The following is a 24,678-nucleotide window of genomic DNA, read 5'->3' as shown; positions in this document are numbered from 1 at the left end:
TGGTCTGGCCGGTTCTCAGCGCTGCGAGGGGCTGGCCGCACACCGCGCAGGTGGTGAGTTGTCCTTGAGAGCTGTGGTTCCCGAAATATCGCGGCTCATCCGGCTCATTGCGGATCAGTTGAGCCGGATGAGCCGCGATATCTTGAAAAGCAGCCCCTGCTGTCGCCATCACAGGGGTGGTGGGACGGCGTGGAAGTTTTCTCCGCCGTAAAGGGACTCGTAGTGGATTTCGACACGCAGGCGGTTGGCGACGATTTCCCAGAACCAGGCGTCGGAGGTGTCGTCGAAGGGTTCAAGGAGCAGAAGGTAAGTCTTGGTGTGAGGCAGAAGGGCGGAGCCGGTGAAGAGAGCTGAGATCACTGGTTCTCGCGGTGCGCCTGCGAAGACGTGGTGAAAGGCTGACAGATTCCACTGTCCCAGGTGTGTGCCGTCGAAATAGACCTCGGTGCTGGTGACAAGTGCGGGTCCGAGTCCTGCGTTGACCGCCAGCAGACCCGCCCGACGGTCGGGCTTGAGGCGTACTTGGCGAACTTGGATCAGCGGGCGTACCGACTGACGGTTGTGCCGGATGGTACTTCGGGACTGTACGACCGACACCCATAACGAACCCAACGCGATAACGGTGGCGCCTCCTGCCACCAAAAGCTCAGCGCTCATGCGTCCCCCACTCGGCCTCGCAATGATTCTTTCCCCATCCGTAGCCTCCTGACTCGCTCGGTGGACCGACGTGCAGCCGCCCCGCCGAACCTGACCGGGTGGTCGCCCCGGCCCCCGCCGGTAGAAGTCGCTTCGAGTACCCGGCCAGAGAGGGTGCTCGATGCCGGTCCGCCGGTAGGGGTACGCGGCCGGGGCGAGCCGAAGCCTCAGGCGGTCGGGAGCGGGTGGTGGACTTCGAAGCCCTCGCCGCCGTAGAGCGAGTCGTATGTCACCCGCAGGGTCAGCCGCGTGGTGAGGAGCTGCCACAGATCGCGATGGCGGGCGGGGTCGTATGCGGTGACGTACATCAGGAAGCGCTCCGCACCTGCCGGGATCACGTGGTGCCCCGGGTTGATGGCGAGGGCGTGCGGCCATTCGGCGAGGCCGCCACGGAGGCCGTCGACGACCGAGCGGGTCCAGCCCCCCAGTTCGACGCCGTCGAGCGCCACGGCGGTCCCGGTGACGACGGCGGGCCCGAGGCCGTAGTTGCACAGCCGCAGACCAGTCGTGCCGCCCTGGCGACGCTGTGTCCAGAGTTCGAGGGCGGGTGCCACCGAGTGCCGGTTGTGGCGCCGCGTGGTGCGGGCCTCGCCGATCGAGACCACGAACGACGCGCTCGCTATGGCCGTGGCGGCGACGGCCGTGACGGTGCTGGCATCCATGCCGGGCTCCCTCCCACAAGGAAGGAGGCTTGCGGGGCCACCGCCGGTTCCGGCGGCGGCCTCAGCACCCGGCCTCAGCACCCGGCTTCGGGGCCGCCCGTGGGCCGTACGAGGCTGGCCAACACTGACCAACAGCGCCCAACGCCGACCACCGCCACGCAGGTCAGCGGAGTGCGGAACACCGGAAGCCCAGCCCGCCGGGAGGGCTCATCAGTGCTGGCGGCACTGAGCCCGGCGGGGCCGGTTCACCCCTGGTCGGCGCCCGGGGCGCCGGCCGCGGTGAGGCGCGCCTTGCGGTGGTAGTACCACCACATGTTGCTGGAGACGCCTGCGACGAGCACCCACACGATGCCGATCCAGTTGCCCTTCACGAAGGACACGACGGCGGCGGCTACGGCGAGCACGCACACCACGAGGGCGTAGAGGGCGAGGCGGGGCATGGGCGTACGGCTCCTGTCCTGAGCAGCGCGGGGCGGCGTTCCGCCCATTCTCCCCCACCACGGGCGGCGGGCCATCCCCGGTCATATCCTTTACGAGTAAAACACCTGTTAAGCTTGTTCGTATGCCCCGCACGCCCGCTCCCCTCACCCGCAGCCTCCCCCGTCTCCCCCGCCTCTCCCTGTCCGGTCTGATGCGGCTCGGCGTGCCGTCGGAGACATGGTTCAAGCCCGCGCTGAGCGTCGTCGTGTCCGTGGCCCCGCCCAACCTGCTGCTGCTCGCGCTCGGGCGGCTCGACCTGGCCCTTTACACGATGGCCGGGTCGCTGTGCGCCCTGTACGCGCACAACCGGCCGTACGCCGCCCGCGCCCGCGTGCTGGGCTGGGTCGTGCTCGGCATGCTCGCGGGTTTCGCGGCCGCGCTCGTGACGGCGTCGCTGACCAGCAGCGCGGTGGTGCTGGTGACGGTCGGGGCGCTGCTGGCCGCGGGCCAGAAGGCGGTGTGCGACGCGACACGGGTCGGGCCGCCGGCCAACGTGATCTTCACCTTCATCAGTTCGGCGACGCTCTTCGCCCCGCAGGAGCTGTGGCAGGTCCCCGGGCATGTGGGCCTCGCGGCGCTCGCGGGCCTGTGGTCGTGGGTCGTCGGCATGGCGCCGGGGCTGGTCCGGCCGTACGGGCCGGAGCGCCGGGCCACCGCGCACGCGCTGCGCGCCACCGCCGGGTACGCGCAGTCCGGCGACGGGGCCGCCCGCGGTGCCGCGGCCGCCGCCCTGCACGCGGCCTGGCAGACGCTGGGCGCCTCCGGGCCCCGCTCCACGGCCGCCGCTCCCCTCGCCCGGCTGCTGACCCGCGCCGAGGTCGCCCTGGCCGCCCCCGCCGACGCGGACCCGGCCCGGCTGCGGGCCTGGGCGGCGCAGCTGCGCGGCAACGGGGCCTTCCCGGCGCCGGAGGGCGCGGGGTCCGCGGGGCGGGAGACGTGGACCGCGCACGGCGTACGGCGGAAGCGGGCAGCGGCCACCGCCGCCGCCGGGCCCCGGTCGGGGCAGCCGTTCGCCGCGCTCGTACGGGAGCGGCTCGCGGCTGTCGCGCCGCTCGCCGTGCGGACGGCGCTCGGGTGCGCGCTCGCCGGGTACGCGTCGCTCGCGCTCGGTGTGGGGCGGCCGTACTGGGCGCTCGTCACCGCCGCCTCGCTCTACCAGGCGAACGTCACGCTCACCTGGAACCGCGGGGTCCAGCGCGTCGTCGGCAATCTCCTCGGCGTCCTCTTCTTCGCCGCCCTGGCACCGCTCAGCCACGTCAGCCGGCTGTCGCTCGTGCTGTGCTGCGTCGCCCTCAACTTCGGCGCCGAGGCGCTCATCACCCGCAACTACTGGCTCGGCAGCGTGTGCGTCACACCCATGGCGCTGCTCGTCACCGACTTCGCCCGCTACCAGGAGCCCGGGACGCTCATGGCCGACCGCGCGCTGGACACCGTCGTCGGGGCGCTCGTCGGCTTCGCCGCGGCCGTCGCCGTCACCAACCGGCGGGCCGGCGACCGTATCGAGCACGCGCTCGCCGCCGTCCACCGCGCCCGCGAGCACTCCGCCGGGCTGCTCGCCGCGCCCGAACCCGACCCGCACGCCCTCACCGCCGCGCACCGCGACCTCACCGGCGCGCTCGTCGCCCTGCGGACCGCCGCCGACACCGCGGCCGGCGAGTGGTGGCAGCGGGACCTCCCGCGGGAGCGGGTGCTGCACGCCGAGCAGGCCGGGCACCGTACCCTCGCGGTGGCGATACGGCGGCAGGCGCCGCCACCTGCGGAGGGCGTACACGTATGACGGCGGCGGACGGGACGGCGGACGGGACGGCGGACGGGACGGCGCGCGGCGTCGCGGACGACACGGTGGCCGGTGTCGTCCGGCAGTGGTACGCGGTACGGCCCGACATCGACACCGCGCCCATGGAGATCATCGGGCGCATCAACCGCTGCGCCGCGCTGCTCCAGCAGGCGGAGGACGCGCCGCTGCGGCGCGCCGGGCTGACCCGCCCGGAGTTCGACGTCCTCGGCACGCTGCGCCGCACCGGGCACGAGCTCACACCGGGCGAGCTGGCCCGCGAGACCTTCTCGTCCGGCGCGGCCGTGACCAAGCGGCTGAAGTCCCTCACCGAGCGCGGCCTCGTCGACCGCCGCCCCGACACCCGCGACCGCCGGGTCGCCCTGGTCCGCCTGACCGACGCCGGACGAGACCTCGTCGACGGACTGCTGCCCGACCAGCTCTCCTACGAGGCCGCGGTGCTCGCGGGTGTCCCCGGCGCGGCCCGGGACGAGCTGGCGGCGCGGCTGAGCGATCTGCTCGTCCAGCTGGAGGGGCGGCTCGGCAGGCCGTAGCCCCGGCGGCGGGTCAGGCCTCGTCGATACGGGCGAGCAACTCCCGTGCCTCGACGGTGCGGTAGTGGTCCGGTCCGAAGGCGGCGAGGCACGCCTCATGACCGGCCGAGGCCTGCGCGCGGGCCTCGGTGGCGCGGTCGAGGCCCAGCAGGGCGTTGGCCGTGGCCAGTTCGACGGCGCCGGCGACGGACCGCTGGGCGGCCTGGTCGGCGTACTGCGCGGCCGCGCGCTCGGCCTCCACCAGCCCCTCGGCGTGCCGGCCCTGCCCGTTGAGGCTGCGGGCCAGACCGAGCGTGAGGGACAGCGTGAACTGGGCGGGCACACCGGGCACGGCGAGCGCGGCACGGACGACGGCCTCGGCCTCCGCGTGCCGGCCCTGGCTGTTGAGGGCGTAGACCTGTCCGTTGCGCGCCGCCACCGTGATGTTCGGCATCTCCGGCCCCTTGCCGCGGGCCGCCGCACGGGCGATGTCGGCGCACTCCGCCTCGGCCTCGGCGTGCCGGGAGAGCGCGGTCAGGACCTGTGCGCGGTTCGAGCGCAGGATCAGGGTCTGCGCGTGCCTGGCCCCGAAGATCTTGCGGAACCGGGGCACCAGGTCGTCGTAGGCGGCCAGGGCGTCCGCGTGGCGGCCCTGCGCGTTCACCGCGAGGGCGGCGAGGCCGAGGGCCATCGGCGCGTCCTCCGGCGGCCAGTTCCGGGCCGCGGCGACGGTACGGGCCTCGGCCTCCGCCTCCGCGTAACGCCCGGCCTGGTAGAAGGCGGCGGCGCGGGCCAGTTCGGGCATGGCGAGCACTCCCTGCCCGGCGGCGCCACGGGACTTGGGGCGGAATATCGTCATACCCGGAGCATATGGCGTACGGGGCACGCCTGTTCGAGAACGCGCCCGCGCCACCGGGGCGCGTGCGGCACCTCCCGGACCGGGCTCCGCCCGGGAGGTACCCCCACGCGACTCGGCTCAGACGTCCGTCAGGCGCAGACCCGCGTGGGCCTTGTAGCGGCGGTTGGTGGAGATGAGGTTGGCCACCAGGGACTCGACCTGGTGGGCGTTGCGCAGCCGTCCCGCGAAGACGCCGCGCATGCCCGGGATGCGGGCCGCGAGGGCCTGGACGGTGTCGGTGTCCGCGCGGGAGTCGCCGAGGACCATGACGTCGGTGTCGATCGCCTCGACCTCGGGGTTCTGCAGCAGCACCGCGGACAGGTGGTGGAAGGCCGCGGTGACGCGGGAGTCCGGCAGCAGGGCCGCGGCCTGCTGGGCCGCGCTGCCCTCCTCCGGGACGAGCGCGTAGGCGCCCTGCTTGTCGAAGCCGAGCGGATTGACGCAGTCGATCACGAGCTTGCCCGCGAGGTCGGCGCGCAGCTCCTCCAGGGTCTTGGCGTGGCCCTCCCACGGCACCGCCACGATCACGATGTCGCTGCGCCGCGCGCACTCCGCGTTCTCCGCGCCCTCGACGCCGTGGCCGAGTTCGTCGGCGGCGACCCGCGCGCGGTCCGCGCTGCGCGAGCCGATGATCACCCGCTGGCCCGCCCTGCCGAGCCGGTACGCGAGGCCGCGGCCCTGGTCACCGGTGCCGCCGAGCACCCCGACGACCAGGCCCGAGACGTCGGGCAGCGCCCAGGGGTCCTTCGCGGGAGCCTTGGGCTTGGCAGGGGCGGCGGTGTTGCTGTCGTCAGCGTTAGTCATGACGGCGATCCTGCCAGGTGGCCCCCGGCGCGGGGGGTTCCGGGGGCCACGGCGCCGCCCGAACGGCGGCTTCCCGGCGCCGGGTCAGGCCCGCGCGGGGGCCGGGCGCAGCTCCATCGTGCAGCACTTCACGCTGCCGCCCGCCTTGTGCAGCTCGCTCATGTCGACGCCCACCGGCTCGTACCCGCGGTGGCGCAGTGCCGCGGCGAGCCCGGCCGCCTCGCGCGGCAGGAGGACGTTGCGGCCGTCGCTCACCGCGTTGAGGCCGAGCACGGCCGCGTCCTCCGCGGTCGCGAGCAGGGCGTCCGGGAAGAGCCGGGCGAGGACGGCCCGCGAACCCGGCGAGAAGGCGCCGGGGTAGTACATGATCTCGTCGGCGCCGTCGTCGAGGACGGCGAGCGCGGTGTCGAGGTGGTAGTAGCGCGGGTCGGTCAGCTCCAGGCTGATCACCGGCCGCCCGAAGAACTCCTGCGCCTCGTCGTGCGCCAGCGGGCTGCTGCGGAAGCCCTGCCCGGCGAGCAGCCACCCGGAGGTCACGGCGAAGTCGCCCTCGGCCTCGTTGACGTGCTCGGGCTCGCGTATGTCGGCGAAGCCCGCCGCCCGCTCGCGGAACCACGCGAGGTGCGCGGGCGCCTCGCCCGCGCGCTCGGGGTTGGCGAACCGCGCGCCCAGCACACGCCCGTCCACGACGGTCGCGCCGTTCGCCGCGAAGACCATGTCCGGCAGACCCGCCACCGGTTCGAGGGTCTCCACGGTGTGGCCGAGGCCGCGGTAGCGGTCGCGCAGGTCCTCCCACTGGAAGGTGGCGAGCGCGGGATCGACGGGCTTGCGGGGGTCCATCCACGGGTTGATGGAGTACGCGACCCGGAAGTGCGCGGGTGGGCACATCAGGTAGCGACGGGGCGTGGCTGTGCGCAATGCGGGCTCCTCGGGGTGTGAGTTCCCTGATACGGGGCCGGGCCGGTGGGCCCGTACCCCTGGCAGGATTGTGCGCCAGATCGCTGCGCGAAGAGCCCTGTCGTTCGCACCGGGCCTCAGCGGACGGAGGGGCCGCGCGGCAGCGCGCAGCCTGCTCGGCGGGGGTCAGTCGCGGAGGGGGAGGATCAGGGGGGCGGACGTGCGGGGGTGGGGGAGGACTTCGACGGGGTGGGCGTAGACCTCGGTCAGGAGAGGGGACGTCAGGACGTCGGGAGGCGGGCCGCAGGCCGTGATGCGGGCGGCGGCGAGGACGGCGACCCGGTCGGCGTGCGCGGCCGCGAGGCCGAGGTCGTGGAGGACGACGACGACCGCCCGCCCGGCGGCGGCCTGCTCACGGCACACACGCAGCACCAGCTCCTGGTGGTGGAGGTCGAGCGCGGCGGTCGGCTCGTCCAGGAGCAGCAGCGGCGCGCGCTGCGCGAGCACCCGGGCCAGCGCGACCCGCGCGCGTTCGCCGCCGGAGAGCGCGGGGTAGGGCCGGTCCGCGAAGCCCCCCGCTTCGGTCGCCGCCATGGCCTCGGCCACCGCCGTGTCGTCGTCGGCGGCGAGCGGTGTGCCCGCCCAGGGCGCGCGGCCCATGCGTACGACGTCTCCTGCGGTGAACGGGAAGGCGAGCGGCGCGGACTGGGGCAGCACCGCGCGGCGCCGGGCGAGGTGGCGCGGGGCCCACGCGGTGACCGGTGTGCCGTCGATCGTCACCTCGCCGCCCGCCGTGGGCAGGTCGCCCGCGAGCGCGGCCAGCAGGGTGGACTTGCCCGCGCCGTTCGGGCCCACCAGGGCGAGCACCTCGCCGGCGGTGACGTCGAGGTCCACCCCGTCGAGCACGGTCCTGGCCCCGAGCCGTACCCGCAGCGCGCGGGCGGCGGCGAGCACGTCGCCGGGGCGGGGCGGCGGGGGTACCGGGGTGCCCGCGCGACGGCGGGCCAGGTGCGTACGGCCACGGCGCAGCACCGAGTCGAGGGCGCTCATGCCCAACCTCCCTGCCGGGCGCGGGTCCTGCGCAGCAGCCAGAAGAAGAAGGGGCTGCCGACGAGCGCGGTGAGCACTCCCAGGGGGAGTTCGGCGGGCACCGCGAGGGTACGTGCCCCGAGGTCCGCGGCGACCAGCACGAGCGCACCGCCCAGCGCGCTGCCCGGCACGAGGAAGCGGTGGCCGGGGCCCGCCACCATCCGCAGCAGGTGCGGCACGACGAGCCCGACGAAGGCCACGATCCCGGCGACGGCGACAGCGGCCGCCGTGAGCAGCGCCACCACGAGCACGAGCGTGAGCCGCAGGCGTTCGACGTCCACGCCGAGGTGGCCCGCCTGGCGTTCGCCGAGCGCCAGCAGGTCGAGGCGGCGGGCGAAGAAGGGCGCGACGGCGAAACCGGCTGCCGCGCAGGGCAGTACGGCCAGCACCTTGGGCCAGGTGGCCTGGGCGAGGGAGCCGAGCTGCCAGAAAGTGATCTGTGTGAGCTGGGAGTTGTCGGCGTAGAACACGAACAGGCCGATGAGCGCGCCGGAGAAGGCGTTGACGGCGATGCCGGTCAGGACGAGCGTCACCACTTCCGTGCGGCCGCCGGAGCGCGACAGTCCGTACACCAGGAGGACGGTGAGCAGTCCGGCGGCGAACGCGCACACCGTGACCGTCCATGTCCCGGCGAAGGTCAGGCCGAGCGCGATGGAGCCGACCGCGCCGACCGCGGCGCCCGACGAGATGCCGATGACGCCGGGTTCGGCGAGCGGGTTGCCGAACACGCCCTGCATGAGCGCTCCCGCGCAGCCGAGGGAGCCGCCGACGAGCAGGGCGAGGACGATGCGCGGCAGGCGGACGTCCCAGAGGACGGATTCCGCGACGCGGTCGAGCCGGTGGCCGCCGGCCCCCGCGCGGTGGGCGGCGGAGGCGAGGACGTCAGCGGGGGGGATGTGGTAGGCGCCGATGCCCGCGGAGAGCAGGCAGACGAGGAGGAGGGCCAGGACGAGGGCGAGCGTCAGCGGGGCGGTGCGCCGGGAGGCGGGGCGTGCGGCCTTGCCCTGGTGGGTGGTTGCGCGCGCGGCGCCTCCCGCGGGTATCGCCGGGGAGACGTCCGCACGTGCCTGCGGTGTGCGCGGGTCGGCCCCGTCCCGAGCAGCGGATGCGCCCGCGGCCGGTGGGCGTGTCGGCGGCCGGTCGTCGGTGGGGGACGCGGTCATGACGTCTTTTTGTGGATGCCGGCGGACAGTTCGCGCAGGACGGCGTCCGTGCGGGGGCCGAAGTTGAGGAGGGTGCCGTCGTCGATGGCGACCACGCGGTGGTCGAGGCCCGCGGGGGTCTGGGCGACGCCGGGGACCTTCTCCAGGCCGGTGACGCCGCCGACGGACGCGAGGCCCTTGGTCATCACGAGGATCACGTCGGGGGCGGCCTTGACGAGGGCCTCGCTGGTGATCGGGGTGAAGTCCTTGGTCAGGCCGGAGGCCACGCCCGCGTCGACCCCGCCCGCCGCGTCGATGAGGGAGTCGGCGCCGGAGCCGCGGCCGCCGATCAGGTAGACGGAGGCGGTGCCGCGCAGGTAGAGGAAGGCGACCCGCGGCTTGGTGGTGCCCGCGGGGAGGGAGTCGCGTACGGCGGTGATGCGCTGCTCGGTGCGGTCGTGCAGGGCCTTGCCCGCGGCGGGGACACCGAGTGCGGCGGCGACGGCGGTGATCCGCGGGCCGACGTCCGCGAGGGAGGTCGCGGCGGGGAGGATCACCAGGGGGATGCCCGCCTGGCGGATCTGGGCGACGGCCTCGGCGGGGCCGGTGGACTCCTCGGCGAGGACGAGGGTGGGGTGCAGGGAGAGGACACCCTCGGCCGACACGTCGTGCGCGCGGGTGACCAGCGGGAGCTTCGCCGCCTGCGGGAAGGTCGCGGTGATGTCGCGTGCGACGACGTGCGAGCCGAGGCCGAGCGTGAAGACGATCTCGGAGAGGCCGCCGGTGAGCGGCACGATCCGGTCGTCGGAGGTGACGGTGACGCGGTGGCCGTCCGCCGAGGTCACGGTGGCGGGGAGGGCGGGGGTGGGCGCGGCGCCGGGCAGGGGCTCGATCGTGTCGGCGGGCGCGGCGGAGGGGGCGGCCGCGGTGTCCTTCGCGCCGCCGCACGCGGTGAGGGCGAGCAGGGCGGCGGTGGCAACCGCCGCGAGCGCCATGCCCGTTCGGCGCCGGGCGCGCGGGGTGTTCGTTCCGCCGGGGGCGCCTTCCGCCGCGGCGCGCCGTCGCGCGTGACGCCTGTACGTGTCCGGGCTGTGCACGGGGGCGGCCCCTCTCGCTCCTCGTCGGGGGCGGGTGGTTCCCGCCGCCTGCCCGGATAGCTTAGGTTAGCCTTACCTAAAATCACAGCCCGGAGGGGGTCTGATGCCGCTGCTTCGCCATGCCCGCGTCCGTATCGCGTGCGTCCTCGCCGCGGTCGTCGTGGCCGCTGCCGCCGCGCTCGGCGGAGCACCCGCCGCGCGGGCCGCCGACACGGTGACGGTGAGCGGCGGACGGCTGGACTGGGGGATCAAGTCGTCCTTCCAGAGCTACGTCACCGGGCCCATCGCGCACGGGAGTTGGAGCCTGACCGGAAGCGCGGACACCGTCGGGAGCGAGCAGTTCCGCTTCCCGTCCGCGCAAGGGTCGTACGATCCCGCGTCCGGCGCGCTGAGCGCGGGCTTCGCGGGCGGCGTGCACTTCGTCGGGCACAAGCAGAGCAACGGGGTCTACCAGCTGGACCTCGCCATCTCCCGCCCCTCGGTACGGATCTCGGGGCACAGCGGCACCCTCTACGCCGACATGAGCAGCAAGGACAAGGACACCGGCAAGGTCACGGTGTCCCGGCAGGTGCCGCTCGCGCGCCTCGCGCTCGGCGGGGTGGACACCCGCGGGGTGACGGGGACACGGCTGGCGCTCACCGGCGTGCCCGCGACGCTCACCACGCAGGGAGCCAGCGCCTTCGCCGGGTACTACACCGCGGGCACCGCGCTCGACCCCGTCACCCTCTCCGTCGATCTGCACCCGAAGGCGGCGGCGTCCGCCACCCCGTCCAAGGCGCCGACGCGGAAGCCCGCGTCGCTGGCCCCCGGCAGCATCGCGGACGGCGCCGTCGACTGGGGCGTGCGCCGCACCTTCCGGGAGTACGTCACCGGCGACATCGCGCACGGCAGCTGGCAACTGGCGGGCGGGGCACGGGAGGGCGGCGCCCTCTTCCGCTTCGGCTCGGGCAAGGGGACGTACGACGCGGCGCGGCGCACGCTGGACGCGTCCTTCTCCGGCAGCGTCCGCTTCCTGGGCATGCGCGGCCAGGACGGCTCGTACGGGCTGGACCTGACGCTCACTCAGGCGCGGGTCACCGTCGCGGACGGCAAGGGCACGCTCTACGCCGACGGGCAGCCCTTCGTGACCTTTCCCGCCGCGCCCGTCGTGAAGGACGGCCTCGCCACCGTGGACGAGGCCGCGGCCACGCTCACCGCCCAGGGGGCGGCGGCCTTCGGCGGGCTCTACACGGCGGGCACGGCGATGGACCCCGTGAGCCTGTCCATCGCCCTCACCCCCGGCGTCGCGCTGCCCGCGCTGCCCGACATCGGCTCGGACGCCGCCACGACCGCGCCCGCGGCCACCACCACTCCCCCGGCGGCCCGTTCGCCGCAGCCGGTCGCGTCGTCCGGCAGCAGCGGGGGCGGGACGCCGGGGGGCCTGACCGTGGCCGTCGCCGCCGTCGTGGCCGCGGCCGTGGCCGTGGCGGCGGGGCTGCTGATACGCGCCCGCCGCCGCCGTACGGCGGCCGGTCCCGAAGGGGCCGGGGACTCACCGCCGGGCGCCGACTCCCCCGCCCCTGAAGCCGATTCGGCAGACACCACCTCGCCGGGCGCCGACTCCCCCGCCGGTGACGGCGGCTGACGCTCCCGGCCCTCAGAACGTCCGCGGGCGGCGTGCTTTCGCCGCCGCCCCCGTCCCGCCGCGCGAGGGCGCGCGGCATCCCGATCCCTGTCCCGCTCTTCGAGGAGAGATCCACCATGACCGCCCGAACCCGTACCCGCAGAACCGCGCTCGCGACGGCCGTCGTGCTGGCGGCCGGCGCCGTCGCGCTCGGCACGCCCGCGCTCGCGTCCGCCGCCGGGAGCGGAACGCTGCCGATCAGCGGCGGCACCTTCGACTGGGGCGTGAAGCAGTCCTTCCGCTCGTACGTCACCGGTGCCGCCCAGGGCACCATCACGACCGCGGACGGCGCCACCACCAACAGCGGCGGCACCTTCCACTTCACCTCCGGCACCGGCTCGTACGACACCGCGACGCACGCGGTGACGGTGGCCTTCAAGGGCAGCGTCGAGTTCGCCTCGACCGCGCACGGCTTCGACATCACCCTCGGCGACCTCAAGGTGACCACGCAGGGCACCTCCGGCACGCTCACCGCCGACGTGACGGCGGGCGGCAGCACCGCGGACGACGTGGAGTTCGCCACGCTCGACCTCTCCGGGGTGCGGCCGGGCAGCGGCGCGGACGGTGCCATGACGTTCGACGGCATACCGGCGGCCCTGACGGCGGCGGGCGCGCAGGCCTTCAACGGGATGTACGCGGCGGGCACCGCCCTGGACCCGGCCGACCTCGCCGTGACGGCGGAGGCGCCCACGACACCGCCCACGACCCCGCCCACCACCCCGCCGACCACGCCCCCCACCACCGCGCCCACCACGCCCGGCGGACCGGCCACCGTGGCCGACGGCAACCTCGACTGGGGCGTCAAGGAGTCCTTCCGTACGTACGTGACGGGCCCGATCGCCGCCGGGAAGGTCGAGCTGAGCGGCGGGGCGACCGCCACCGCGTCCGGCTACCGCTTCCCGAAGGGCACCGGTACCTGGGACGCGGGCACCACGGAGCTGAACGCGGCCTTCTCCGGCGGCGTCCGCTTCCTCGGCCACCTCCAGCAGGGCACGTACGCGCTGGACCTGAAGCTCTCGGACCTGAAGGTGCACACGAAGGGCGCGACCGGCACCCTCACCGCCGATGTCGCGAGCAAGGACCTGACCAGCGGGAAGGTCACCGACTACGACGACCTGGCCGTCGCCGACCTCTCCGGGGTCGCGCCCGCCGCGAAGTCCGGCGTGGTGACCGTCAGCGCCGCGAAGGCCACGCTCACCGCGGACGGCGCCAAGGTCTTCAGCGGCTTCTACGAGAAGGGCGCCGCGCTCGACCCGGTGACCCTCGCGGTCTCGCTGAGCGACGACGCGGCCCTGCCCACCGCCGCACCGTCCACCGGCACCTCCTCCGGCGGCACGGGCACGGACGGCGGCACCTCCGGCGGCACGGGCACGGACGGCGCGGGCAGCGTCGGCGGCACGGGCGCGCAGCTCGCCGAGACGGGCGCGGGTGTGCCCACCGGCGCGCTCGTCGGGGCCGCGGGCGCACTGGTGCTCGCGGGCGCGGCCTTCACGGTGACGGCGGCCCGCCGCCGCGCCTGACGGCCGTCACCGCGAAAAGCGGGCGCCCGCCCCCTCTGCACCGGGGCGGGCGCCCGCTCGACGTGGGCGGGTATGGACGTACGCAGCCGTACGCGGGGCTCCGGGCGGACCACCACCGGCCGCCCGGAGCCCCGCCGCTCCCCTGGCGGGGAGCAGCTCGGGGGGACCGGCTCACGCGGCGCGCGGGAATTCCTCGCCGAGCGCGGCGAACAGTTCGCTGTTGAGCCGGAAGGCCTCGCGGCATTCCTCGACGACGCGGGCCTGCTCGTCCGCGCCGATCGGCAGGGCGTCCAGCCGTTCGCGGTACTCGCGCTTGAAGGCGGCCGGATTGGCGATGTCCTCGAAGACATAGAAGCGGACGCCGTCGCCCTTGTGGGGCAGATTCCAGGTCTTCTCGGCGATGCCGCGGATGACCTGGCCGCCGGAGAGGTCGCCGAGGTAGCGGGTGTAGTGGTGCGCGACGTATCCGGCGGGCCACTCGGCCGCGGTCCGGGCGATCCGGGCGGCATAACGGGCGGTGGCGGGCAGCGGGGCGGTGCGCTCGCGCGGGCCGTCGCCGAGGAGGTGGTCGAGATCACGTTCCAGGGCGGGGACGCGGCGCAGCTCGGGCCGCAGGAAGGGCCCGGCGACCGGGTCGCCGGCGAGGGTGTCGGCGCCTTCCTCCAGGGCCCGGTAGATGTGCAGGAGCTGCTCGGTGAGGCGCGCGTAGGCGGTGATGCCGAGGTGCCCGCCGAGCAGATCGGCCATGAAGCGGGAGTTCTCCGCCTCGGTGTGCTGGGCGCGGCTGGCGTCGCGGATGACGGCGGAGAAGGGCTGCGCCGGTGCGGGCGGGGTGAGCGCGGACAGGGGCGCTGACATGGGAGACCTCCGGTGTCCTGCCGGGAGCCCGTGCGCCGCCCGGCAGTCAGATCATCACAACTTAGGTATGCCTAAGTCAATGGGTTGCCGACTCCGTGTCGGAAAAAGTCGCCGGTGGAAGTGGCGGGAACACGGCGACCCCGGGTGGGTGTTCATTCCCGGCAAGAGGGAGGATGTCCTCCACCAGCCGCGTACCGTGGACACTGCGGGACGGGGGCCAGGGAAGGAGCTCGATGGCAGGCAAAGGCAGGTTGGCCGGGTGGGTGCGCCGCCGCGCGGAGGGCGCCTCGGGCGCCGCTGGGGCCGCCGTGCCCGACCTTCGCCGGGACCCCTTGGTCAGGGCCGCCACCGCCGCCGGATTCCCCGTCGCACCCGCCGCCCACCCCGCGAACTACGGGTGCTCGTGCGAGCGCATCGGCTGTCCCATCCCCGCCGTCCACCCCGTCTCCCCCGCGTGGCAGACACAGGCCAGCACCGATCCGGACACCCTGGAGCGCTGGCTCGGACGTGACCCGCTGGCCAACTTCGTCACCGCCACCGGAGTCGGCCACGACGTCCTCGACGTCCCCGCCGAGGCCGGGCGGCTCGCCATGGAGCGGCTGATCGCCGACGGTGCCACGCTCGGCCCGGTCGCCCTGGCCGGCGACCGGCTGCTGTTCTTCACCGCGACCCGCGGCAATCCCGCCGACGAGGACGAGTGGTGGCCCTGCGAGCTGGACTGCCATCCCGAGACGCGCGACGAGCACCCCGGCATCCGCTGGCACTCGCGCGGCAGCTACGTCCTGCTGCCGCCCTCCCGGCTGCCGTCCGGCGAGACCGTCGAATGGCTCCCGGGCCACGGCCCCGACCTGCCGCTCCCCGACCCGCTGCCGGTCCTCGACGTCCTCGCGGACGCGTGCGCGCAGTTCTCCTACGAGCCGGAGCGCGAACCGGCGACCTGGCTGCGCTGAGCGCCCGCCCCCGGCGCCGGGCTCACTCGCCCTTCGCCGAGACCAGGCCCACCACGCGGCTGAGGAAGGTCACCTTGCCGCCGCCGCCCGCCTTCGGCACCGTCACCAGCTCGTCGGCGACCGTCGAACGGGTGATCGACGTCTTCGGGGTGCCCGTCATCAGCGCCTTGGTGTCCTCGTCGAGCGAGAGCCCGTAGCCCGCCCGGAAGGTCGAGCGCGACTGGTGGCGGGTGGCGAAGAAGACCACCGCGCCGCCGTCCGCGGTGCGCAGCGCGACCGGCGCGAAGTCGCCGCCGCTCGTGGCCTGGTCGGCGTACTGCGTCACGGAGTTGGCCGTCTTGCCCTGCGCCGCGCGGTCGGCGCGCACCTGCGAGGTCGAGCGGCCGTCGGCGAAGGTGCCGTCCCCGCCCTTGCCGAGGTAGTCGGCGTACGTCTGGCTCAACTGCCCCGGCTGGACCAGCAGATCGGTACCGCCCAGACCCAGGTCGAGCGCGTAGCCGTCCTTGTCCTTCGCGAACCGCGGCATCTTCCCGGTGGCCACGGCCGCCACATAGGCCGCCTTCCACGGCTGGTCCGGGCCCGCGTGCCGGAAGACCAGCAGCCAGCGGGAGTTCGCCCCGCGGTTGGTGGCCACATCGGCGACGAAGAACTTGGGCCAGCCCACCTGCCGGGGTATGAGGTAGTGGGCGTCGGAGAAGGCCAGCGGCTGGTAACCCGGGTTGCCGTCCGGGTGGTTGGTGTGCCGCGCGCGCAGCCCCGCCTCGTCCGTCGTACCGAGCGCGCCGGACTCGATGGTGAGGATGTCCGCGGGCACATACGCCTTGTTGGCGCGGTTGTTGACCGTCAGGAAGTTCGCCAGCACCGCGGCGGCCTTCTTCTGCTGCACCGACGGTATGTTCTCGCGCTCCCCGTGCACCGTCATGCACCCGGCCAGCGGCAGCAGGGCAAGCGCGGTGACGGCGGCCCGGAGGCCCACCCTGCGGCGGTTCATGGCGCGTGGCTCCTCGACTCGTGCGCTTGAGCTCTGGCTGAACTCCTGCGCGATGACGCGCGGAATCGGCGCCACATTACCGGCCGCGGGCCCGCTCTCACGGCAGGGTCAGAATCTCCGCGCCCTCCGCCGTGACGACGAGGGTGTGCTCGAACTGCGCCGTGCGCCTGCGGTCCTTGGTCACGACCGTCCAGCCGTCGTCCCAGATCTCGTACTCGTGCGTGCCCAGCGTCAGCATCGGCTCGATCGTGAACGTCATGCCCGGCTTGATCACGGTCGTCGCCCGCGGGTCGTCGTAGTGCGGGATGATCAGCCCGGAGTGGAAGGACGTGTTGATGCCGTGCCCGGTGAAGTCCCGCACCACCCCGTAGCCGAAGCGCTTGGCGTACGACTCGATGACGCGCCCGATCACGTTGATCTGCCGCCCCGGCCGCACCGCCTTGATCGCCCGCGCCAGCGACTCGTGTGTGCGCTCGACGAGGAGCCGGGACTCCTCGTCGACCTCGCCCACCAGGTAGGTGGCGTTGCAGTCGCCGTGCACCCCGCCGATGAACGCCGTCACGTCGATGTTCACGATGTCGCCGTCGCGCAGCACCGTCGAATCCGGGATGCCGTGGCAGATCACCTCGTTCACCGAGGTGCACACGGACTTCGGGAAACCGCGGTAGCCGAGATCGGACGGGTACGCGCCGTGACCGACCATGTACGCGTGCGCGATCGCGTCCAGCTCGTCCGTGGTCACGCCCGGGGCCACCGCCTCCGCCGCGGCCGCCATCGCCTGCGCGGCGATCCGCGAGGCCACCCGCATCCGCTCGACCGTCTCCCCGTCCTGCACCTCGGGCCCCGTGTACGGGGTCGGCCCCGGCTTCCCCACGTACTCCGGACGGGGAATCGACGCGGGCACCTGCCGGGTGGGCGAGAGCGTGCCGGGAACGAGCGGCGAGGACGGCGCAGACATGCCGCCGAGTGTATCGGCGCGCATCATGGGGCTGCGCCCTGCCGGGGTGGGTAGGTGCTCTCACGTGGCCGAAAGAGAGCAGGAGCGGGAGCAGGAGGAAAGAGGAGGAGCTGATGGCGGTCTTCCGGACGAAGAAGCCGGCCGGCAAGCCGGGCGAGTGGTTCTACTGCCTGGACCACAAGAAGGCGGAGGAGGGCCCGCAGTGCCCGTCGAAGAACCGCTTCGGCCCGTATCCCTCGCGGGAGGCGGCGGAAGCGGCGATGGAGCAGGCCGCGGAGCGGAATCTTGAGTGGGACACGGATCCGCGGTGGTCCGACAAGTCCTGACCACCGCGGGGTGGGGCGGGGGGGTGCGCTCCGGGGTGGCTTGTTGCGGTTGGTCGCGCGACCTTCTGCCGGTGGGTGGTTGCTCGCGCCGTTCCTCGCGCCCCTTTCGCGGCGCGCCGCTGGGTGGGGCGGGGGCCGCCACGGGGCACCTCCTCGGAATGCGCCTTCGCCCTCCTACCGAGTTGGTGAGCCCCTCCCAGCGCATTCCTGCGGGGGCACCCCGCACCGTCCCCCTTCCAGCCGGTTGAGCGGCTGCCTGCCGGTGGGGGTGACGTACGCGGGGCGCGGGCACCCGTTTTCCAGGGTGCTGGCCGCCGGTGCGCGAGAGAGCACCCGTTTTTCCACCCGGCTGGGCACCGGTGCGTGAGAGAGCACCCGTTTTTAGGGGCTGCGTGGGGGTACCCCCAGGCGAAGCCCTGGGGGAGAACGGAGCGACCAGCCACGACGGCGGGAAAGGCGCGATGCCCACCGCAAGGGGCACCCCGTGGCGGAGAAGCCACAAGCCCGGCGGCGAGCCTAGAGTGCCGGGATGGAGTACGACGTCGTCGTGATCGGCGGTGGGCACAACGGCCTCACCGCCGCAACGTACCTCGCCCGCGCAGGCCGCACCGTGCTGGTCGTGGAGCGGCTAGACCATGTGGGGGGTGCGGCGGTGTCGAGCCGGGTGTTCCCCGGGGTGGACGCGCGGTTGTCGCGCTACTCGTACCTGGTCAGCCTGCTGCCGGGGAAGATCGTCCGGGATCTGGGCCTGGACTTCCGGGTGCGGCGGCGCCGCATCTCGTCGTACACGCCGTACGCCGGGGGCGGCCTGCTGGTGGACGCGGAGGACGCGGCGCGGACGCGTGCGGGTTTCGCGCGGCTCACCGGGTCGGAGCGGGAGTACGCCGCGTGGGAGGCGTTCTACGGGATGACGCGGCAGGTCGCGGAGGCGGTCTTCCCGACGCTCACGGAGCCGCTGCCGACGCGGGCGGAGCTGGAGCGCCGGGTGGGGGACCGCGCGGCGTGGGGCGCGTTGTTCGAGCGGCCGCTCGGCGAGACGGTCGAGGCGGCGTTCGCGGACGACACGGTGCGGGGCGTGGTGCTGACCGACGCGCTGATCGGGACGTTCAGCCACGCCCATGACCCCTCGCTGAAGCAGAACCGCTGCTTCCTCTACCACGTCATCGGCGGCGGCACGGGTGACTGGGACGTGCCGGTCGGTGGCATGGGCGCCTTCACCGACGCCCTCGCGGCGGCGGCCCGCGCGGCGGGCGCGCACGTCCGTACCCGCACGGAGGTCACCCGTATCGAGACCGACGGTGTCCGGGCCGAGGTGACGTTCGCCGACGGCGGCACCGTCCAGGCCCGTGACGTGCTGGTCAACGCCGCCCCGCACACCCTGGCCGCGCTGCTCGGCGAGGAGCCGCCAGGACCCGCCCCGGAGGGGTCCCAGCTCAAGGTCAACATGCTGCTGCGCCGCCTGCCGCGGCTGCGGGACACCGCGGTGGACCCGCGGGACGCGTTCGCCGGGACCTTCCACGTCGCCGAGGGCTACCGCGCGCTCCAGGCCGCGTACGAGCAGGCGGCGGACGGGCGGGTGCCGGACGCGCCGCCGTCCGAGATCTACTGCCACAGCCTGACCGACCCGTCGATCCTCGCCCCGGAACTCGCCGAGCAGGGCATGCACACCCTGACCCTCTTCGGCCTGCACGCCCCCGCGCGGCTCTTCGCCGAGGACCCGGCGGGCACGAAGGCCGAGCTGCTGCGGGCCACCCTCGCGCAGCTCGACGCCGTGCTGGCCGAGCCGCTCGCGGACTGCCTCGCGCACGACCCGGAGGGCCGTCCCTGCATCGAGGCGAAGTCGCCGCTGGACCTGGAGGGCGAGGTGGGCCTGCCCGGCGGGCACATCTTCCACCGCGACCTGGCGTGGCCGTACGCCGACGGCGACGTGACGGACGCCACAGGGCGATGGGGCGTCGGCACCGGGTATGCGAACCTCTACCTTTGCGGCGCGGGCGCGGTCCGCGGCGGCGGGGTCAGCGCGGTCCCCGGGCACAACGCGGCGATGGCGGTACTGGAGAAGGCACGATGAAGCAGCACAGGTCCGAGGCGGCGGCACCGGCCCGGCACAGGACCGGCCGGCAGTGGCGGCACGGCGGACGCTGGCACACCCTGGAGGGCGCCGACGACGTCCCCGAGCAGCGCCGCTGCACCGCGGACGTGGTGGTGGACTGCGCGGTGTACGAGGACGGCTGCCGCGCCGCCTCGCTGCCGCCGCAGCAGGCGCTGGACGAGGCCCGCAAGCGCGGCGGCTTCGCCTGGATAGGCCTGCACGAGCCGGAGGCCGAGCACATCGCGGAGATCGCCGAGGTCTTCGGGCTGCACCCGCTGGCCGTCGAGGACGCGGTGCAGGCCCACCAGCGGCCCAAGCTGGAGCGCTACGGGGACACGCTCTTCCTCGTCCTCAAGACGATCGTCTTCGTCGAGCACGAGAAGCTGACCGCCACCAGCGAGGTCGTCGACACCGGCGAGGTGATGATCTTCCTGGGCCCGGACTTCGTGGTCGTCGTCCGGCACGGCAGCGCCCCCGGCCTCTCCCGCGTCCGCCGCGCCTTGGAGGCCCGCCCCGACATGCTCGCGCACGGCCCCTCGGCCGTCCTGCACGCGATCACCGACCAGGTCACCGACGACTACCTCGACGTCGCGGACGCGGTCGAGCTGGACGTCGAGGCGCTGGAGACGGACGTCTTCTCGTCCACCCACGTCGACGACGCCGAGCGGATCTACCAGCTCAAGCGCGAGATGATCGAGTTCAAGCACGCCGTCTTCCCGCTGGCCCGCCCCCTGGAACGCCTCACCGAGGGCGCCGACGGCCTGCTCGACACGGAGATGCGCCGCTACTTCCGCGACGTCTCCGACCACCTCTCGCACGTCCGCGAACGCCTCGTCTCCAACAGCGAACTCGTCGACGGCCTGCTCGCCGCCAACCTCAGCCAGCTCGCCGTCCAGCAGAACGTCGACATGCGCCGCATCTCCGCGGGCGCCGCGATCCTCGCCATCCCGACGATGATCGCCGGCTTCTACGGCATGAACTTCCACCACATGCCCGAACTGGGCTGGACCTACGGCTACCCCCTGATGCTCGGAGTGACGATCACCCTCTCCACGATCGTCTTCCGCGCCTTCCGCCGCATCGGCTGGCTCTGACCCCCATCCCGCCGCCGGGCACCCCGTTTTTCAGGGGCGCAGCCGCGCCGCCGGGCACCCGTTTTTCAGGGGCGCGGGGAACTGCGCGACCAGCCCCCACCGGCGGACGGTCCGGCGACGACAGCAACCACCCCTACGTGGCGGGCCCCTAGGCCGGAGGCGGCCACGCGTCACCCCACTCCGTGTCGCGCGCCGCGCGGTAGAGGTCACCGTGGCGTTTGCTCACCGTCGTACGCGCCAGTCCCGGTTCCGCCTCGCAGAGATCGAGCATGACCAGCCCCTTGCGGATCTGCGGGTGGCGCACCACACGCCCCTGCGCCGGCTGCGCCGGAAAGCGCGCGGCAGCGACGTAGCTGAACTTCTCGTCCTCGTAGGGCAGCGTCGCGCCCTTGACCTGGCGGTGCAGCGCGGTGCGCTGCACACGCGCCGCGAAGTGGCACCAGTCCGTGCCGGTGACGGGGCAGGGCCCGTCGTGCGGGCAGGGCGCGAGGACGTGCAGCCCGGCGGCGATCAGCCGGTCGCGGGCGGCGAGGACGCGGGCGTAGCCCTCGGGGGTGCCGGGTTCGACGACGACGACCGCGCCCTGCGCGGAGGTGAGGGCGGCGTCGACGAGGGAGGCGCGGTCGGCGGGGGTGAGTTCGCCGAGGACGTAGGAGACGGTCACGAGGTCCGCGCCCGGGAGGGCGGACGCGCCGCCGAGGGGGCGTCGCGTCCAGGAGGCGGTGCGGACGGCGGGGGTGCGGGCGGCGCGGGCGAGGTCGGCGCCGAGGTCGAGGGCGGGCTGCGACCAGTCGAGGACGGTGCTGGTGTGGCCGGCGTCCGGCCAGGTGTCGGCGACCGCCCAGGTGGCCGCGCCGGTGCCGCCGCCGAGGTCGAGGTGGGTGTGCGGGGCCCATGCGGCGGACTGCAAGCGGAACGCGCCGAGGGCGGTACGGACCGCGGCATAGGTCGCGGGCATCCGGTACGCGGCATAGGCGGCGACGTCGGCGGCGTCGCGCAGGACGGGCGCGGCGGTGGGCGTGGCGCCGCGGTAGTTGTCCATCAGCCGCTCGACCTGGGCGGACGCGCTGGTGGGGGCGGTGGACCGCAACCGGTCGGCGAGGGCGGCGCGCAGGTCGTCGGGGAGGGGCACGGTAGGCACAAGCCCCAACTGTAAGGGGCGTTCACCCTTGTCACGCGCCCCTTACACTGCGTGGCCAACGGAGCGCCATAGGCGTGTTAACTCGCACAAAACATCGGCTCGAATATGCGTAAACCACAGCGGAAGGGCCTCCCCGTGGCCTAGCGTTCCTGGGAGCACGGCGGGACACCACAAGGGGAAGTGGAAGACGTCGAGTCGCGAGGTGCCTGGGGGGTACATGCGGCGTGTCGAGTCACAGTCGGCCATACCAGTCATGCCCGTTGCACGTGAGCGAAGTTCGGGGCGGAAGGACGAACCGCCCGCATGGGGAGCGCAGCCGGCGCTCCCGGGCGCCCTCGGCGCGCCGGTGCCGCCGTCGTACGCGCGGCGTCCGGGCAGCGGTGCGGGTTCCGCGCGCGCCGCGGCGTTAGCCGGGCGTACGGCCGCTGCCGCGGCCTGGCAGGGCGCGCAGCGCGAGAGCGGCGGCAAGGCCGCGTGGTACGCGGTGAACCTCACCGTCGATGCGGTCGGCGCGGGCGTGCCCACGGCGCTGGCGCTGCACGCCTCGGACGCACCGCACGCGGTCGCGTGGGGCCTGGCGGCGGCGCTCGCCTGGCCGGTGGTGCGGGCGTTACGGCGGCGGTACGCGCCGGGCGCGTTCGGCGAGACCCGGGGCGGGACGCAGGTGGTCGTGGACTGGCTGCTGCTGCTCGGGGTGCTGACGGTACTGCGGACGGCGTCCGGCGCCGTGGCCGGGCCGTCGGCGGCGTTCGCCGGGCTCGTGTGGGCACCGGTGCTGACGGTGCTGTGCTGCCGGGTGACGTACCACCGGCTGCGTGCCGCGCGGCGCACCGCGCACGCGGTGCGCCCGGTGCTGGTGGTGGGCGAGCCGGGCGCCGTGGACCACGCGGTGGCACATCTGGCGGCCCGCGCCGGGCACGCGTACGCCGTCGTGGGTGTCGTGCCGGTGGGCAGCAGGCGGCTGGCGAGCGGCGCGCCGGTCGCGGGGCGGCTCGGTGTGCTGGAGCCGGCCGGGCCGGGGCAGGACGCGCAGGCGGTCCTGCGGGCGGCGCGCGAGACGCGCGCGCAGCTGGTCCTGGTGGCGCCGGGCCCGCGGCTGTCGGCGGAACGATTACGCCGGCTGTCCTGGTGGCTGCACGACGCGGGTCTGCCGGTGGCGCTCGCGCCGGGGCTGGTGGACGTGCAGGTGCGGCGGGTGCGGCTGGAGGATCCGGCGGGCCTGGTGCTGCTGCACATCACACCGCCCGTGCGGCACGGGGCGCAGTTGCGGCTGAAGTCGGCGCTGGACCGCGCCTCGGCCGCGCTCGGCCTGCTGGTGCTGGCGCCGCTGTTCTGCGTGCTGGCGGCGCTGGTCAAGGTGACCTCGCGGGGCCCGGCCTTCTACCGGCAGGTGCGCTGCGGGCAGCACCGCACACCGTTCACGATGTGGAAGTTCCGCACGATGGTGGTCGACGCCGAGGACCGCAGGGCGGAGCTGGAGCGCAGTGGCGCCAACGAGCACGACGGCCTGATGTTCAAGATGCGGCACGATCCGCGGGTCACGGCCGTGGGCCGCTTCCTGCGGCGCTGCTCGCTGGACGAGCTGCCGCAGCTGCTCAATGTGCTGCGCGGTGAGATGTCGCTGGTCGGCCCGCGTCCGCCGCTGCCGGACGAGGTGGACCGGTACGACGAGGTGGCGCTGCGCCGGCTCGCGGTCAAGCCGGGCATCACCGGGCTGTGGCAGGTCAGCGGGCGTTCGGACCTGTCGTGGGACGAGACGCTCGCGCTGGATCTGCGGTACGTCGACAACTGGTCGCTGGCGGGCGATCTGGAGGTCATGACCCGCACGCTGCGGGCCGTGGTCGACGGGCGCGGGGCCTACTAGTGGGCCGCCGCCACGCCTCCGGCCCCCGGGTCCGGCACAGACCCGGGGGCCTGCGCGGCCTGCGACTGCGCGCACCACTGGGCGTACACGGCCGCGATGCCCTCGCGCAGCGCGATCCGCGGGCGCCAGCCGAGCGCGAACAGCCGGGAGACGTCGAGGAGTTTGCGCGGGGTGCCGTCGGGCCGGGTGGTGTCCCAGCCGATCCGGCCGCGGTAGCCGACGACGTCCCGTACGGTCTCGGCGAGTTCGCGGATGGGCAGGTCGGTGCCGCAGCCGACGTTGACCGGTTCGTCGGCGTCGTATGTGCGCAGCAGCAGGGTGCAGGCCGCGGCAAGGTCGTCGACGTGCAGGAACTCGCGGCGCGGGGTGCCGCTGCCCCACAGGGTGACCTCGGGGGCGCCGTCCCGGGCCGCCTCGTGGAAACGGCGGATCAGCGCGGGCAGGACGTGCGAGGTCTCCAGGTCGAAGTTGTCGCCGGGCCCGTAGAGGTTGGTCGGCATCGCGGAGACGTACGCGGCGCCGTACTGCCGCCGGTAGGACTGCACCTGGACGATGCCGGCGATCTTCGCGAGCGCGTAGGCCTCGTTGGTGGGCTCCAGCGGGCCGGTCAGCAGGGCGTCCTCGCGGATGGGCTGCGGGGCCAGCCGCGGGTAGATGCAGGAGGAGCCGAGGAAGAGCAGCCGGGGCACCCCGGCGGCGTGCGCGCCCGCGACGACGCTGAGCTGGATGCGCAGGTTGTCCTCCAGGAACTGCACGGGGTAGGTCGCGTTGGCCATGATCCCCCCGACCCGGGCGGCGGCCAGCACGACCGCGTCGGGGCGGGCCGCGCGCAGCCACCCGGCGGTGGCGGCGGCGTCCCGCAGGTCCAGTTCGGCGCGGGTGCGGGCCAGCACCTCGTGGCCCTCGGCGGCCAGCCGGCGGGCGACGGCCGAGCCGACGAGCCCGCGGTGGCCCGCGACGAAGATCCTGGCCCGGTCGGGGAGCAGTGACCGCGTTCCCGCCGTACCGGGCCGTGCCCGCGCGTACGCCGCTCCGGCCGTGTCCGCCGGGGTTTCCGCCGCCATATCCGCATGTCGCGTCATGAACCGCATTGTGTCAGCACACTTCACCCTTCCGGGTGCCGATTCCGCATGCTGCATGGGGAGTTGT

General features: G+C 74.2%; 23 protein-coding genes. 9 read left to right on the top strand and 14 right to left on the bottom strand.

All coding sequences use genetic code 11. The features are described 5' to 3' along the window. Positions 1 to 168: 168 nt before the first annotated feature. The 3 genes from ACWERV_RS01600 to ACWERV_RS01590 form a co-directional block, all read right to left on the bottom strand. Positions 169 to 657, bottom strand: a complete 489-nt coding sequence (locus ACWERV_RS01600) for a hypothetical protein (protein WP_452927331.1) — start codon at positions 655 to 657, stop codon at positions 169 to 171. Between the two features lie 206 nt (positions 658 to 863). Then, entirely contained in the window at positions 864 to 1,358 is a 495-nt protein-coding gene (locus tag ACWERV_RS01595; protein WP_452927329.1) for a hypothetical protein, read from the bottom strand. Positions 1,359 to 1,603: 245 nt separating this feature from the next. After that, positions 1,604 to 1,798, bottom strand: a complete 195-nt coding sequence (locus ACWERV_RS01590) for a hypothetical protein (RefSeq protein WP_398187810.1) — start codon at positions 1,796 to 1,798, stop codon at positions 1,604 to 1,606. Between the two features lie 122 nt (positions 1,799 to 1,920). Between ACWERV_RS01590 and ACWERV_RS01585 the strand changes: the two genes are divergently transcribed. After that, positions 1,921 to 3,615 (top strand): FUSC family protein, encoded by a 1,695-nt coding sequence (locus ACWERV_RS01585; RefSeq protein WP_452927326.1) that lies wholly within the window; start codon positions 1,921 to 1,923, stop codon positions 3,613 to 3,615. After that, on the top strand, positions 3,612 to 4,166 hold the full coding sequence (locus tag ACWERV_RS01580) for a MarR family winged helix-turn-helix transcriptional regulator (protein WP_452927323.1): 555 nt from the start codon (positions 3,612 to 3,614) through the stop codon (positions 4,164 to 4,166). Before ACWERV_RS01585 ends, ACWERV_RS01580 begins: the two co-directional genes overlap by 4 nt. Before the next feature lie 13 nt (positions 4,167 to 4,179). Here the strand turns inward: ACWERV_RS01580 and ACWERV_RS01575 are convergent, their stop codons facing one another. The 6 genes from ACWERV_RS01575 to ACWERV_RS01550 all read right to left on the bottom strand — a co-directional run bounded on the left by ACWERV_RS01575 (position 4,180) and on the right by ACWERV_RS01550 (position 9,970). Further along, on the bottom strand, positions 4,180 to 5,004 hold the full coding sequence (locus ACWERV_RS01575) for a tetratricopeptide repeat protein (RefSeq protein ID WP_452927320.1): 825 nt from the start codon (positions 5,002 to 5,004) through the stop codon (positions 4,180 to 4,182). 117 nt (positions 5,005 to 5,121) lie between these two features. After that, entirely contained in the window at positions 5,122 to 5,847 is a 726-nt protein-coding gene (npdG, locus tag ACWERV_RS01570; RefSeq protein ID WP_452927317.1) for an NADPH-dependent F420 reductase, read from the bottom strand. 84 nt (positions 5,848 to 5,931) lie between these two features. Next, positions 5,932 to 6,765: a dimethylargininase gene (ddaH, locus tag ACWERV_RS01565; protein ID WP_452927314.1), complete on the bottom strand. Its 834-nt coding sequence runs from the start codon at positions 6,763 to 6,765 to the stop codon at positions 5,932 to 5,934. A gap of 165 nt (positions 6,766 to 6,930) precedes the next feature. After that, complete coding sequence (locus ACWERV_RS01560) at positions 6,931 to 7,794, bottom strand: heme ABC transporter ATP-binding protein (protein ID WP_452927311.1); 864 nt, start codon at positions 7,792 to 7,794, stop codon at positions 6,931 to 6,933. Continuing rightward, positions 7,791 to 8,996, bottom strand: coding sequence for a FecCD family ABC transporter permease (locus tag ACWERV_RS01555; protein ID WP_452927308.1), 1,206 nt, complete (start codon positions 8,994 to 8,996; stop codon positions 7,791 to 7,793). The genes ACWERV_RS01560 and ACWERV_RS01555 overlap by 4 nt, the downstream gene beginning before the upstream one ends. Beyond that, complete coding sequence (locus ACWERV_RS01550) at positions 8,993 to 9,970, bottom strand: heme/hemin ABC transporter substrate-binding protein (RefSeq protein WP_452927305.1); 978 nt, start codon at positions 9,968 to 9,970, stop codon at positions 8,993 to 8,995. The genes ACWERV_RS01555 and ACWERV_RS01550 overlap by 4 nt, the downstream gene beginning before the upstream one ends. Positions 9,971 to 10,175: 205 nt before the next feature. Between ACWERV_RS01550 and ACWERV_RS01545 the strand changes: the two genes are divergently transcribed. Then, a complete protein-coding gene (locus ACWERV_RS01545) occupies positions 10,176 to 11,696 on the top strand; it encodes an HtaA domain-containing protein (RefSeq protein WP_452927302.1) in 1,521 nt (506 codons plus the stop codon). A gap of 116 nt (positions 11,697 to 11,812) precedes the next feature. After that, the gene (locus tag ACWERV_RS01540) at positions 11,813 to 13,255 is read left to right on the top strand and encodes an HtaA domain-containing protein (RefSeq protein ID WP_452927299.1); all 1,443 of its coding nucleotides are present in this window, start codon (positions 11,813 to 11,815) and stop codon (positions 13,253 to 13,255) included. A 171-nt stretch (positions 13,256 to 13,426) separates the two neighbouring features. On the opposite strand, the gene ACWERV_RS01535 is transcribed toward ACWERV_RS01540, so the two are convergent. Further along, positions 13,427 to 14,113: a biliverdin-producing heme oxygenase gene (locus ACWERV_RS01535; RefSeq protein WP_452927296.1), complete on the bottom strand. Its 687-nt coding sequence runs from the start codon at positions 14,111 to 14,113 to the stop codon at positions 13,427 to 13,429. Between the two features lie 233 nt (positions 14,114 to 14,346). Between ACWERV_RS01535 and ACWERV_RS01530 the strand changes: the two genes are divergently transcribed. Then, positions 14,347 to 15,063 (top strand): bifunctional DNA primase/polymerase, encoded by a 717-nt coding sequence (locus ACWERV_RS01530; protein WP_398187776.1) that lies wholly within the window; start codon positions 14,347 to 14,349, stop codon positions 15,061 to 15,063. A gap of 22 nt (positions 15,064 to 15,085) precedes the next feature. Here ACWERV_RS01530 and ACWERV_RS01525 read toward each other — a convergent pair whose 3' ends face one another. Then, positions 15,086 to 16,054 (bottom strand): hypothetical protein, encoded by a 969-nt coding sequence (locus ACWERV_RS01525; protein WP_452927293.1) that lies wholly within the window; start codon positions 16,052 to 16,054, stop codon positions 15,086 to 15,088. 97 nt (positions 16,055 to 16,151) lie between these two features. Further along, complete coding sequence (gene map, locus ACWERV_RS01520) at positions 16,152 to 17,012, bottom strand: type I methionyl aminopeptidase (protein ID WP_452927291.1); 861 nt, start codon at positions 17,010 to 17,012, stop codon at positions 16,152 to 16,154. A 113-nt stretch (positions 17,013 to 17,125) separates the two neighbouring features. On the opposite strand from map, the gene ACWERV_RS01515 reads away from it, so the two are divergent. From ACWERV_RS01515 to corA, 3 genes are all read left to right on the top strand, one after another. Then, on the top strand, positions 17,126 to 17,338 hold the full coding sequence (locus ACWERV_RS01515) for a hypothetical protein (protein WP_398188185.1): 213 nt from the start codon (positions 17,126 to 17,128) through the stop codon (positions 17,336 to 17,338). 529 nt (positions 17,339 to 17,867) lie between these two features. Then, complete coding sequence (locus tag ACWERV_RS01510) at positions 17,868 to 19,409, top strand: phytoene desaturase family protein (RefSeq protein WP_452927289.1); 1,542 nt, start codon at positions 17,868 to 17,870, stop codon at positions 19,407 to 19,409. Next, positions 19,406 to 20,524 carry a magnesium/cobalt transporter CorA gene (gene corA, locus ACWERV_RS01505; protein ID WP_398187765.1) on the top strand — a complete coding sequence of 373 codons (1,119 nt, stop codon included), beginning with the start codon at positions 19,406 to 19,408 and terminating at the stop codon, positions 20,522 to 20,524. The genes ACWERV_RS01510 and corA overlap by 4 nt, the downstream gene beginning before the upstream one ends. A 148-nt stretch (positions 20,525 to 20,672) precedes the next feature. Here the strand turns inward: corA and ACWERV_RS01500 are convergent, their stop codons facing one another. After that, on the bottom strand, positions 20,673 to 21,665 hold the full coding sequence (locus ACWERV_RS01500) for a small ribosomal subunit Rsm22 family protein (RefSeq protein ID WP_452927285.1): 993 nt from the start codon (positions 21,663 to 21,665) through the stop codon (positions 20,673 to 20,675). A 253-nt stretch (positions 21,666 to 21,918) separates the two neighbouring features. Between ACWERV_RS01500 and ACWERV_RS01495 the strand changes: the two genes are divergently transcribed. Continuing rightward, entirely contained in the window at positions 21,919 to 23,529 is a 1,611-nt protein-coding gene (locus tag ACWERV_RS01495; protein WP_452927283.1) for a sugar transferase, read from the top strand. Here ACWERV_RS01495 and ACWERV_RS01490 read toward each other — a convergent pair. Continuing rightward, a complete protein-coding gene (locus tag ACWERV_RS01490; protein WP_452927599.1) occupies positions 23,526 to 24,593 on the bottom strand; it encodes a GDP-L-fucose synthase family protein in 1,068 nt (355 codons plus the stop codon). The two genes, ACWERV_RS01495 and ACWERV_RS01490, sit on opposite strands and share 4 nt — an antisense overlap. Positions 24,594 to 24,678 lie beyond the last annotated feature (85 nt).

The organism is Streptomyces sp. NPDC004031, assembly GCF_053604375.1.
The sequence above is the reverse complement of the archived record's forward strand: the minus strand, read 5'-3'. Positions and strand labels throughout refer to the sequence as shown.

Bases quoted from the DNA above. Each gene is read 5' to 3' on its own strand.
- ACWERV_RS01590 (WP_398187810.1), bottom strand. From the start codon at position 1,798: ATGCCCCGCCTCGCCCTCTACGCCCTCGTGGTGTGCGTGCTCGCCGTA.
- ACWERV_RS01545 (WP_452927302.1), top strand. From the start codon at position 10,176: ATGCCGCTGCTTCGCCATGCCCGCGTCCGTATCGCGTGCGTCCTCGCC.
- ACWERV_RS01575 (WP_452927320.1), bottom strand. From the start codon at position 5,004: ATGACGATATTCCGCCCCAAGTCCCGTGGCGCCGCCGGGCAGGGAGTG.
- ACWERV_RS01550 (WP_452927305.1), bottom strand. From the start codon at position 9,970: ATGGCGCTCGCGGCGGTTGCCACCGCCGCCCTGCTCGCCCTCACCGCG.
- ACWERV_RS01555 (WP_452927308.1), bottom strand. From the start codon at position 8,996: ATGACCGCGTCCCCCACCGACGACCGGCCGCCGACACGCCCACCGGCC.
- ACWERV_RS01540 (WP_452927299.1), top strand. From the start codon at position 11,813: ATGACCGCCCGAACCCGTACCCGCAGAACCGCGCTCGCGACGGCCGTC.
- corA (WP_398187765.1), top strand. From the start codon at position 19,406: ATGAAGCAGCACAGGTCCGAGGCGGCGGCACCGGCCCGGCACAGGACC.
- npdG (WP_452927317.1), bottom strand. From the start codon at position 5,847: ATGACTAACGCTGACGACAGCAACACCGCCGCCCCTGCCAAGCCCAAG.
- ACWERV_RS01580 (WP_452927323.1), top strand. From the start codon at position 3,612: ATGACGGCGGCGGACGGGACGGCGGACGGGACGGCGGACGGGACGGCG.
- ACWERV_RS01490 (WP_452927599.1), bottom strand. From the start codon at position 24,593: ATGGCGGCGGAAACCCCGGCGGACACGGCCGGAGCGGCGTACGCGCGG.
- ACWERV_RS01600 (WP_452927331.1), bottom strand. From the start codon at position 657: ATGAGCGCTGAGCTTTTGGTGGCAGGAGGCGCCACCGTTATCGCGTTG.
- map (WP_452927291.1), bottom strand. From the start codon at position 17,012: ATGTCTGCGCCGTCCTCGCCGCTCGTTCCCGGCACGCTCTCGCCCACC.
- ACWERV_RS01585 (WP_452927326.1), top strand. From the start codon at position 1,921: ATGCCCCGCACGCCCGCTCCCCTCACCCGCAGCCTCCCCCGTCTCCCC.
- ACWERV_RS01525 (WP_452927293.1), bottom strand. From the start codon at position 16,054: ATGAACCGCCGCAGGGTGGGCCTCCGGGCCGCCGTCACCGCGCTTGCC.
- ACWERV_RS01595 (WP_452927329.1), bottom strand. From the start codon at position 1,358: ATGGATGCCAGCACCGTCACGGCCGTCGCCGCCACGGCCATAGCGAGC.
- ACWERV_RS01535 (WP_452927296.1), bottom strand. From the start codon at position 14,113: ATGTCAGCGCCCCTGTCCGCGCTCACCCCGCCCGCACCGGCGCAGCCC.
- ACWERV_RS01515 (WP_398188185.1), top strand. From the start codon at position 17,126: ATGGCGGTCTTCCGGACGAAGAAGCCGGCCGGCAAGCCGGGCGAGTGG.
- ACWERV_RS01530 (WP_398187776.1), top strand. From the start codon at position 14,347: ATGGCAGGCAAAGGCAGGTTGGCCGGGTGGGTGCGCCGCCGCGCGGAG.
- ACWERV_RS01495 (WP_452927283.1), top strand. From the start codon at position 21,919: ATGCCCGTTGCACGTGAGCGAAGTTCGGGGCGGAAGGACGAACCGCCC.
- ACWERV_RS01510 (WP_452927289.1), top strand. From the start codon at position 17,868: ATGGAGTACGACGTCGTCGTGATCGGCGGTGGGCACAACGGCCTCACC.
- ACWERV_RS01560 (WP_452927311.1), bottom strand. From the start codon at position 7,794: ATGAGCGCCCTCGACTCGGTGCTGCGCCGTGGCCGTACGCACCTGGCC.